The 8,430-nt window shown below is 70.8% G+C and carries 3 protein-coding genes and 1 pseudogene; 2 read left to right on the forward strand and 2 right to left on the reverse strand.

What is annotated here, in order from left to right; translation table 11 throughout:
- Nucleotides 1–416: 416 nt before the first annotated feature.
- Nucleotides 417–3,471 (forward strand): annotated as a pseudogene (locus LCE31_RS30825) (Tn3 family transposase).
- Between the two features lie 55 nt (nt 3,472–3,526).
- Here LCE31_RS30825 and LCE31_RS30830 read toward each other — a convergent pair.
- On the reverse strand, nt 3,527–4,294 hold the full coding sequence (locus tag LCE31_RS30830) for a hypothetical protein (RefSeq protein WP_225020172.1): 768 nt from the start codon (nt 4,292–4,294) through the stop codon (nt 3,527–3,529).
- A gap of 164 nt (nt 4,295–4,458) precedes the next feature.
- Between LCE31_RS30830 and LCE31_RS30835 the strand changes: the two genes are divergently transcribed.
- On the forward strand, nt 4,459–7,593 hold the full coding sequence (locus tag LCE31_RS30835) for a Tn3 family transposase (protein ID WP_225020174.1): 3,135 nt from the start codon (nt 4,459–4,461) through the stop codon (nt 7,591–7,593).
- Between the two features lie 8 nt (nt 7,594–7,601).
- On the opposite strand, the gene LCE31_RS30840 is transcribed toward LCE31_RS30835, so the two are convergent.
- A complete protein-coding gene (locus tag LCE31_RS30840; protein WP_225020177.1) occupies nt 7,602–8,369 on the reverse strand; it encodes a glucose 1-dehydrogenase in 768 nt (255 codons plus the stop codon).
- Between the last annotated feature and the right edge of the window lie 61 nt (nt 8,370–8,430).

The following is an 8,430-nucleotide window of genomic DNA, read 5'->3' on the forward strand; positions in this document are numbered from 1 at the left end:
CCACCGCGTCGACGGTCACGCCGTCCACGCCGGGGGCGCCCCGGTTCGCACACACGCTGGACCACGCCCGCCACAAGACGCCCATGCGGTGGACGTGGCAGTACAGGGCATGGAACCGGCGTTCGGGTTCTTGCTTGGCACAGCGGTAGAGCGTCCACTGCAAGGCTCGAACCTTGTCCAGAGGACGCCGCTCAGCGCGGCCTGTGTCCTCCCGGCGGGCGGACATAGCCGTTTCGGCACTCACCCGGGCACCTCCTTGTTCGTGTCACGCATCGATGAAGCAGGGGCCGGGGGCTGAGGAACATCCGTGTCAGATCGTGCGCTAAGGGTTCGCCGGGCTGTTTGGTGCTTTGACCTGGGGTGATTGAGCGTCAGAGCCTTCGTGAGTCGTTGTTGTCGATCTTCGGAGAGCTGTTGTGGCGGTCGAGTTCCTGACGGATGAGCAGGCGGCCCGACACGGGTCGTTCCACGAGGCGCCCTCACGGGCGGAGCTGGAGCGGTACTTCTTCCTGGACGACGTGGACCGGGAGGCGGTGCAGGCGAAGCGGCGGTCGCACAACCGGCTCGGGTACGCGGTCCAGCTGACGAGCGTGCGGTTTTTGGGCCGGTTCATGCCGGACCCGCGGCAGGTGCCGGCGGAGGTGGCCGAGTACCTGGCCGGGCAGTTGGACATCGAGGACGCCTCGTGCCTGAAGCTGTACGGCGAGCGGGACGGCACGGCCCGTACGCACGCCGGGGAGATCCAGGAAGCCGGGGGCTGGCGGGACTTTGCCGAGGTCCGCGAGGAACTGGCGGCCTGGCTGGATGCGCGGGCGTGGACGACGGGGGACGGGCCGAAGGCGTTGTTCGACGCGGCGGCGGGGTGGCTGCGCGAGGGCCGGGTGCTGCTGCCGGGGGTGAGCCGTCTGGCCCGGCTGGTGGGGTCGGTGCGGGAGGCGGCGAACCAGCGGTTGTGGGACACCCTGTACGGGATGCTCGGGGTGGGGCAGCGGGCGGTGCTGGACTCGCTGCTGACGGTGCCGCCGGGTGAGCGGGTCTCGGAGCTGGACCGGCTGCGCCGGGGGCCGGTGCGGGTCTCGGGCCCGCAGATGAAGCGGGCTCTGGAGCGGGCGGAGGAGATCGCCGCGCTCGGGATGGGCGCTGTGGATGTGTCGGGGATACCGCCGCGGCGGCTGGCGGAGCTGTCCCGGTACGGGGTGGACGGCAAGGCGTCGCTGCTGCGCCGGCACTCCGACGCCCGCCGGTTGGCGACACTGCTGGCCACCACGGTCTACCTCACCTCGCGGGCGGTGGACGACGCGCTGGACCTGCTGGAGGTCCTGATCGCCACGAAGTTGCTTGCGAAGGCGGAGCGGGAGAGCGCGAAGGAGAAGCTGAAGACCCTGCCGCGGGTGGAGCGGGCGTCGGCGAAGCTGGCGACCGCGTTCCAGGTCGTGTTCGACACCACCTCCGAGCAGGTCGACACCGACACCGGGGAGATCGCTCCGCCGAAGGTGGAGAGCCTGGAGGCGATGTGGGCGGCGATCGAGCAGGTGGTGCCCCGCCGCGAACTGGCCGCGGCGATCGCCGCGCTGTTCGAGCTGACCCCGCCGCTGGACTCGGACGCGGACGAGGCATGGCGAGCCATGCTGGTGAACCGGTTCGGAACCGTCCGGCCGTTCCTGCGGCTGCTGGTCACCGTGGTGGACTTCGACGCCACCCCGGAGGGCGAGGCCGTGCTGGCCGCGCTGTTGTCGCTGCCGGAGTTGATGGGCCGCAAGAAGGTCGGCCCGGCCGAGATCGACACCGGCCTGCTGACGGGGTCATGGCGGCGCCTGGTGCTGTCCGCGCCGCACCTGGAGCCGGGCACGGTGGACTGGAAGGCGTACACGTTCTGCGTACTGGAGCAGTTGCACCGGTTGCTGCGCAGCAAGCAGGTCTTCGCGAAGAACTCCTCCAAGTGGGGCGACCCGCGGGCGAAGCTGCTGGCCGGGCAGGCGTGGCGACAGGCCCGGCCGACCGTGCTGGCGTCGCTCAACCTGCCCGGTGAGGCGGGAGGGCACCTTCGGGCGCGGGCCGCGCTGCTGGACGGCACCTACCGGGAGGTTGCCGCCCGGGTCCCGGACAACGCGCAGATCGTCTTCGACGACGATGGCCGGCTGCACTTTGCCGCCCTGGAGCCGGAGCCCGAACCGGCCTCCCTGCTGGACCTGCGGGCCGCGGTGAACGCGATGCTGCCGCGCGTGGACCTGCCCGAGGTGCTGCTGGAGGTGTTCTCCTGGACGGGCGCCGGCCAGGCGTTCACCTCGGTCACCGGCGGCGAGGCCCGGCTGAAGGACCTGCACGTCACGATCGCGGCCCTGCTGGTCGCCCACGGCTGCAACGTCGGCTACACCCCGGTCATGGGCGGCGCGGACGCGCTGAAGTACGGGCGGCTCTCCCACGTCGACCAGACCTACCTGAGGCTGGCGACCTACCGGGCCGCGAACGCCGCCCTCATCGACCACCAGGCGTCCATCCCGCTCGCACAGGCGTGGGGCGGTGGCCTGGTCGCCTCGGTGGACGGGATGCGGTTCGTCGTGCCCGGTACCCAGCGTGTACGCGCGGCCGAACCCGAAGTACTTCGGCCGCCGCGGCGGCGCCACTTGGCTGAACATGATCAACGACCAAGCGGCGGGCCTGGGCGGGAAGGTCGTGGCCGGCACCCCACGCGATTCCCTGTACGTGCTGGACGTCCTCTACGACCGTGACGGCGGCAAACGCCCGGAGATGATCGTCACCGACACCGCCTCCTACAGCGACATTGTCTTCGGCCTGCTCACCCTGGCCGGGTTCGCCTACGCCCCACAGCTCGCCGACCTGCCGGACCAGAAGATGTGGCGCATCGACCGCGCGGCCGACTACGGCGCCTTCCAGGACGCCGCCCGCGGCCGGATCGACCTCGCCCGCATCGAGCGGCGCTGGGAGGACATGCTGCGGATCATCGGCTCCATCCACACAGGAGCCGTCCGCGCCTACGACGTCATCCGGATGCTGTCCCGCGATGGCCGCCCGACCCCGCTGGGGGATGCGATCGCCCACTACGGCCGGATCGCGAAGACCCTGCACATCCTGCGCCTGGCCGACGAGCCCGGCTACCGGCGCCAGATCAAGGTGCAGGCCAACCTCCAGGAAGGCCGGCACGCGCTCGCGCGGAAGATCTTCCACGGCCGGGCCGGGCAGCTCTACCAGCGCTACCAGGACGGCATGGAGGACCAGATCGGGGCCCTCGGTCTGGTCCTCAACGCACTCGTGCTGTTCAACACCCGCTACATGGACGCCGCGCTCAGCCAGCTCCGCGCCGACGGCTTCGACGTCCGCGACGAGGACATCGCCCGCCTCTCCCCGTTCGTCCGTCACCACATCAACGCGCTGGGCCGGTACTCCTTCCAGCTTCCCGACCTGCCCGGCGGCCTGCGGCCTCTCCGTGCCCCGGACGCTGTCGACGAGTAGCGAGACGCGGGGGGGGCGTCTGGCCGCGCCCGCCGCTCGCAGCGTCGTGGGAACTCTATGCGTTGGCCGCCTGGATGCGGACGGCTCGGGCGCGGACCACGAAGGGCCGGGAGAAGACGGTGATGGCGATGGAGACGGCGGCCACAAAGGTGATGGCCGTGCCAGAAGTGAAGTGCTGGGCAATGCCGCCAGCGATCGCGGCTCCGATACCTTGCCACGTCATCCGGCCGGCGGACTCAACTCCCTGGACCTGGCCACGGACCGGATCAGGGGTCAACTCCAGAAGCTGCTCCTGGAGCGGCAGGGTGGCAGCGAAGCCGGCACTGGCGATGAACACCGCGGCTGTCGCCACGAGCACGGGCGGGTGGACGGCGAACAGCAGGTAGGGGACGGCGAGCAGCAGTCGCAGGGCGAATGCGTAGCGGCGCCGCTGCTCGGCGGTGAACAGCCGCCCGACCGCAAGGTCACCGAGGAGCATGCCTGCCGATCCAGCGGCCAGGAAGACGCCGGCGTGATGGGGGGCGTAGGAGATGAACAGGGCCTCGCAGCCAACGATCAGGCCGTTGGGGACCCACAGGTTCAGCAGCAGCGCGCGTTGGCCGGAGCGGGAGAAAAGCTCGATGTTCGTCGTCCAGGTCTGGCGCAGTCCGGGGCGACGGGTCAGACGGATCGAGCGTTCCCGGACTGTCACCGCCACGGTGATCAATCCTCCGCCGGTCAGGGCTGTCGCGACGGCGAAGACCTCCTGCGGGCTCAGGTACCGCAGCAGTACGGCGCCGATGGCGTAGCCGAGGATGGCCATGCCTCCCGAGGTGATGTTCATCAGCGAACGTGCCAGTGCATAGGTGGAGGTCCGGCCTCGGGGAACATCGGTACAGCGGTTATCGGTGAGAACGATCATGGACGTTTAGCACAGTGATCCACTTCGCCGCTGGGGTTCGGTGAAACGCCTCCGGGCCTGGTCCGGGGCTGGCTACGGTCCAGCTCGTGCCGGTGGAATTTCTGAGTGATGAGCAGGCCGAGGCGTACGGGACGTTTGCCGAGGAGCCGACGAGGCCCGAGCTGGAGCGGTTCTTCTTCCTGGACGACGTGGACCGGGACCTGATTGCCCTGCGGCGGACGGAGCATCACCGGCTCGGCTTCGCGCTTCAGATGTGCACGGTGCGGTATGTCGGTCTGTTCCTGGAGGACCCGCTCAGCGTGCCGTGGCCGGTAGTCGAGCACCTGGCCGTGCAGCTCGGCATCGAGGACCCCTCGGTGGTCAAGCGGTACACGGAGCGGCGCCAGACGCTGTACGACCACGCGTGGGAGATCCGGGACGCCTACGGCTACCACCCCTACGAGGACGCCGAGTGGGGCAGGCGGTTCCGTACGTTCCTGCACGGGCGGGCGTGGACGCACGCCGAGGGTCCGAAGGCGCTGTTCAACCAGGCGGTGGGCTGGCTGCGCCGTCACCGGGTCCTGCTGCCCGGGGTGTCGGTGCTGGCTCGGCAGGTGTCGGAGGCGCGGACGGTCGCGGAGAAGCGGCTGCACGCCACGGTCGCGGGCGCCGCCCGCCGCGTGGACCCGGCACTGCCCGGTGATCTGGTGGCGACGCTGAAGACGCCGGAGGGCTCCCGGTTCTCGGAGCTGGAGCGGCTGCGCCGGCCGCCGACGCGGACGACGGGCACGGCGTTCGCCCGCGCGCTGGAGCGCGTGGACGAGATCGGCGCGTACCGGCTGGGCCGGTTGCGGCTGTCGCAGATCCCGCCGAACCGGATGGCGGTGCTGGCCCGGTACGCGCTGGGGTCGAAGGCGCCGCTGCTGGAGCGGGCGGCGGAGCCGAAGCGCACGGCGATGCTGACCGCGGTGATGCGGCACCTGGAGGCGAAGGCGATCGATGAGGCCCTGGACCTGTTCCAGGTCCTGATGGCCACCCGGCTGCTGAACACCGCCAAGCGCAAGACGGAGAAGGAGCGGCTGTCGACGCTGCCGCAGTTGGAGAAGGCGTCGCGGGTGCTCGCGCGGGCGGCGAAGGTGCTGCTTCAGGAGCTGGAGCTGGTCGAGGAGCATGGTGCGGACCTGGACGTGGCCGCGCTGTGGGCGGCGGTGGAGGAGGTTGCCCCGCGCTCCGCCGTGATGACCGCGGCGGCCACGGTGGTCTCGCTGGTGCCCGAGGACGAGAACTCGGCCGAGGTCGCCATGCGGGCCGCGCTCGCGAACCGGTACGCCACGGTGCGCCCGTTCCTCGCGTTGCTGGGTGAGTCGAAGGCGCTGGACGCGGCGAGTGCCGGGAAGCGGGTCCTGGCCGGGGTGCGCGGTCTGCCGGCGCTGGCGCGGCGGAAGGTGGGGGTCAAGCCGCTGCTGCCGCGCGAGGTGGACGACAAGCTCGTGCCGCCGGCGTGGCGCAAGGCGGTGTACGCCAACCCGGGTCTGCCACAGGGCGCGGTGGACCGGGACGCCTACGTGGTGTGCGTGCTGGAGCAGCTGCACCGGGCCTTGAACAACCGCGACGTGTTCGCCGCACCGTCGCACCGCTGGTCCAACCCGCGGGCCCGCCTGCTGGACGGGCCCGACTGGGACGCGGTCGAGGAGGACGTCCTGGCCGCCCTGAGCCTGGACATGCCCGTCACCGAGCACCTGGCGGAGCTGGTGCGGGGCCTGGACGCCGGGTGGAAGCAGCTCGCCGAACGGCTGGAAGAAGCAGGGCCGGCGGCGAAGGTCTCCATCGAGGTGCAGGACGACGGCCGGGTGAAGCTGAACGTCGACAAGCTCGGCGCGCTCGGCGAGCCCAAGTCGCTGACCTGGCTGCGGGGGCGGGTCGAGAAGATGCTCCCGAAGATCGACCTGCCGGACCTGCTGTTCGAGGTGAACGCCTGGACCGGGTTCCTCGACGCCTTCGTTCACCTCGGCGACGGCACGACCCGCATGAAGGACCTGCCCACGTCTATGGTCGCGCTGCTGGTCTCCGAGGCGTGCAACATCGGCCTGACCCCGGTGGTGAACCCCGGCTACGAGGCGCTGACCCGGGCCCGGCTCGTGCACGTCGACCAGTACTACCTGCGCGCCGACACCATCGCCGCAGCGAACGCAGCGTTGATCGCCGCCCAGGCCGACATCCCGATCGTCCGGTTCTGGGGTGACGGGCTACTCGCCTCTGTGGACGGGCTGCGCTTCCAGGTACCGGTGCGCACCATCAGCGCCGCCCCGTCACCGAAGTACTTCGGGTTCAAGCGCGGCATCACCTGGCTCAACGCCGTCAACGACCAGGTCGCGGGTATCGGGCAGATGGTCGTCCCCGGCACCCCGCGCGACTCCCTGCACATCCTGGACGCCCTGCTGGACCTGGACGGCGGCGTGAAGCCGGAGATGGTGGCGACCGACAACGCCTCGTACTCCGACATGGTGTTCGGCCTGTTCAAGATCCTCGGCTACAACTTCAGCCCCCGCTTCCGCGACCTGGACGACCAGCGGTTCTGGCGGGCCACCCTGCCCGGTGTCGAGACCGGAAATTACGGCCCGGTCGAGGAATTGGCCCGCAACCGGGTCAACCTGAACAAGGTGATCACGCACTGGCCGGACATGCTGAAGGTCGCCGGTTCCCTGGTCACCAACCAGGTCCGTGCCTACGACCTGCTGCGCATGTTCGGGCGCGACGGCCGCCCGACGCCGCTGGGGGCGGCGTTCGCGGAGTACGGGCGGATCGCCAAGACCGAGCACCTGTTGCGGGTGGTCGACCCGGTGGACGACACCTACCGCCGGCAGATGAACCGGCAGCTCACTGTGCAGGAGTCCCGCCACAAACTGGCCCGAGACGTGTGCCACGGCAAGCGCGGCACCATCCACCAGGCATACCGCGACGGGATGGAGGACCAGCTCGGCGCGCTCGGCCTGGTCCTCAACGCCATCGTGCTGTGGACCACGAAGTACCTCGACGCCGCTGTCGCCCAGCTCCGCGCCGAGGGCCACGAGATCCGCGAGGAGGACATCGCCCGGCTCTCCCCGCTCAAGCACCGCAACCTGAACCTGCTCGGCCGCTACAGCTTCACCGCCAGCGTCCCGGCCGCCGGCGCTCTGCGCCCGCTGCGCGACCCGGACGCACAGGAGCTGGATGAGGACGGCGAGGACGGCTCACCGGGTTGAGAGCGGGTTCAGGTGGTCTGGCCGCCGTCGACGACGAGGGCGGTGCCGGTGGTGAAGGCGGCGTCATCGGAGCACAGCCACAGGACGGCGGAGGCGATCTCCTCGGGCTTGCCGAGACGGCCGACGGGTTCGTCGGCGATGAGCCCTTCGCGTCCGCCGGGGCGGGTGTCGCCGAAGCGGCGGATCATCTCGGTGTCGATGATCCCGGGGCAGACGGCGTTGATCCGGATGCCTTGTGCGGCGTGGTCGAGGGCGGCGGAGCGGGTGAAGCCGATGATGCCGTGCTTGGCGGCGGCGTAGGCGGCCTGGCCCTGGAAGCCCTTGACGCCGGCGCCGGAGGAGACGTTGACGATCGCGCCGCCGCCGTCCTGCTGGAGCATCTGGCGGATCTGGGCGCGGGTGCACAGGAACGCTCCGGTGAGGCTGACGCCGAGGATGCGGTCCCAGTCGTCCTTGGCGGTGTCGGCGGCCGGCTGGACGGGCTGTTCGACGCCGGCGTTGTTGAAGGCCGCGTCCAGGCTCCCGAAGTGCTCCACGGTCCGGTCGACCGCCGCCTGGACGTCGTCCTCGCTGGTGACGTCGCAGGTGAGGGTGAGGGATTCGCCGTCGGCGGCGTCGATGAGGCGGGCGGTCTCGCGCAGACCGTCGACGGACATATCGGCCAGGGCAACCCGTGCGCCCGCGCGGGCGAAGGCGAGGGCGGTGGCCCGGCCGATGCCGCTGGCGGCGCCGGTGACGAGGGCGGTCTTGCCGGTGAAGTCGAAGGTGACGCTCACGGGTGTTCTCCGATCGGGGGGCGGGCCGCGGGGCCCGGGGGGGGGTCAGTGCCGCGAGGGC

Source organism: Streptomyces sp. 8L (assembly GCF_020176795.1).
Lineage (GTDB): Bacteria > Actinomycetota > Actinomycetes > Streptomycetales > Streptomycetaceae > Streptomyces.